Source organism: Promineifilum sp. (SeqCode) (assembly GCF_041918635.1).
In the GTDB taxonomy this organism is placed as follows: Bacteria; Chloroflexota; Anaerolineae; order Promineifilales; family Promineifilaceae; genus Promineifilum.
This window is the reverse complement of sequence record NZ_JAYRVJ010000542.1, coordinates 1-2249: the sequence shown is the minus strand read 5'-3', so window position 1 is coordinate 2249 and position 2249 is coordinate 1. Positions and strand designations below refer to the sequence as shown.

Sequence of the window (2249 nt, the reverse complement as noted above, 5' to 3'; positions counted from 1 at the left end):
GTGCGCCTGTTGCGGCTGATGGCGAATCAGGCGGCGCTGGCTATCGAACAGGCCCGGCTGCACCACGAAGAGCTCCAGCGCCAGCGCATCGAAGAAGAGCTGGCCGTCGGCCGCCAGATTCAGATAAGCATGCTGCCGGCCGAGCCGCCGCGCCTGCCCGGCTGGGAGTTTGCCGCCTACTTCCACGCTGTCCATCAGGTCGGCGGCGACTTTTACGACCACTTCCCGCTGCCGGGCGAGCCGGGGCGGTGGGGCATCATCATCGCCGACGTGTCAGACAAGGGCGTGCCGGCGGCCCTCTTTATGGCTCTCAGCCGCACCACGCTGCGCACCATTGCCCTGCGCGGCCGCTCGCCGGGTGAGGTCGTGGCCGGGGCCAACCGCTATATCCAGGAAGATAGCCAGTCGGATATGTTCCTGACCGCTTTCTACGCCGAGTTGAACATCTACAACGGCCAGCTGCTCTACGCCAACGCCGGTCACGATCCGCCCCTACTCTGGCGGGCTGCCGGGAACCACTTCATAGAACTGCCCCGGAACTCGCCGCTGCTGGGCGTCCTGCCGGAGCTTAATGGGACGGTGGACATGGTCGAATTGGCCCCAGGCGACGTGCTCGTCCTTTATACTGACGGCATCACCGAGGCCATTACCGCCGACTTTCGCGAGTTCGGTCAGGGTCGGCTGGAGGAAACCGTCCAACGCCTGCTGACCGAACACCCCCATACCTCTGCGGCCGGTGTGCGCGACGCGATCAGCGTCGCGGTTGAGCAGTTTGCCGGCAGCATGGTACAGTATGACGATATGACACTTCTGATCATCAAACGCCTTGAGGCATCCCATGACGGTCAATAGTTACCCCGGCCCCGAAACGATTCACCGGCGCGTGCTGGACAACGGCGTCACCGTGCTGGTCTACGAGAACATGTCCAGCGACACCGTGGCGCTGGAGGGTCTGGTGTGGGCCGGGGCCGGGCTGGAAACTCCCGACCGGGCGGGCCTGGCTAACTTCGCCGCCGGCATGCTCATGCGCGGAACCCAGGCGCGCACGTTCGAAGAGATCTTCGAGACGCTGGAATCGATTGGGGCCGGCGTCTCCTTCGGCGCGTCACGCCACACCGCCGGCTTCTCGGCCCACTCTCTGGCCGAGGACATCGATCTGGTGCTGGACATCGTCGTCGAGTCGCTCTGCCGGCCAACCTTTCCGCCGGAGCACGTCGAGCGCTTGCGCGGCCAGATCGTCACCGGCCTGCATATGCGCGCCAACGACACGCGCCGTATGGCCGGGCTGGCCTTCCACGAACTGCTCTACGGCGAGCACCCCTATGGCCGCTCCCTGAGTGGTTACCTCGACACCGTGCCCCCCATCGACCGAGACGAACTCGCCGGCTTCCACACTCACCACTACGGGCCGCGCAACATGATCGTCGGTCTGGTCGGCGCGCTGCCGGCCGAGACGGCGCTGCGCAAGCTCGACGCCGCCTTTGGCCGCTGGCGCAACGACGGCCAGCGCGTCGCCGGCCTCGCGCCGGACGCGCCGCGCCCGACCGCCACCGTGCGCCGCCACGTGGTCATGCCGGAGAAGCAGCAGGCTGACCTCGTCCTGGGTCTGCCCGGCCCGCGCCGCTCCGCGCCCGACTACCTCGACGCCAGCCTGATGAACACCATCCTGGGCGTCTTCGGCATGATGGGCCGCATCGGCCAGAGCGTGCGCGAGGAGCAAGGGCTGGCCTACTACGCCTCCAGCCGCCTGGAGGGCGGTCTGGGGCCGGGGCCGTGGAGCGCTTCGGCCGGCGTCGCCCCGGACAAGGTCGAGCAGGCCATTGAGTCCATCCGGGCCGAGATTCGCCGTATTCAGGACGAGCCGGTGACGCCCCAGGAGTTGGCCGACAGCCAGGCCTACCGCACCGGATCGCTGCCCCTCAGCCTGGAGACGAACAGTGGGCTGGTGGACATCATCACCGACATGGAACTGTACGATCTGGGGCTGGACTATCTGCACAACTACTCCGGCCTGATCAACGCCATCACGCCGGAGCGGATACAGGCCGTGGCGCGCAAATACCTGAGCGCCGACGAGCTGGCTATCGCCGTCAGCGGCCCGGTGGAGACGCTCTGATGCTGGCGACCGGCGTGGACCTGATCGAGGTCGAGCGGCTGCGGCGCGGCATCTCGCGCCACGGCCAGCGCTTCTGCGACCGCTTCTTCACGCCCCGGGAGCAGGAGCAGTGCGGCGGCCGGGCGACCAGCCT

The 2249-nt window shown here is 67.4% G+C and carries 2 protein-coding genes; both read left to right on the top strand.

The window, feature by feature from the left end; translation table 11 throughout:
• Positions 1-852: PP2C family protein-serine/threonine phosphatase (locus ACE3UY_RS16345; protein WP_374688558.1), on the top strand; the 852-nt coding region annotated here is incomplete at its 5' end.
• Entirely contained in the window at positions 839-2116 is a 1278-nt protein-coding gene (locus ACE3UY_RS16340; RefSeq protein ID WP_374688557.1) for a M16 family metallopeptidase, read from the top strand. The genes ACE3UY_RS16345 and ACE3UY_RS16340, both read left to right, overlap by 14 nt.
• The last annotated feature ends 133 nt before the right edge of the window (positions 2117-2249 follow it).

Coding starts and splice junctions, on each gene's coding strand:
- ACE3UY_RS16340 (WP_374688557.1), top strand. CDS start 839: ATGACGGTCAATAGTTACCCCGGCCCCGAAACGATTCACCGGCGCGTG.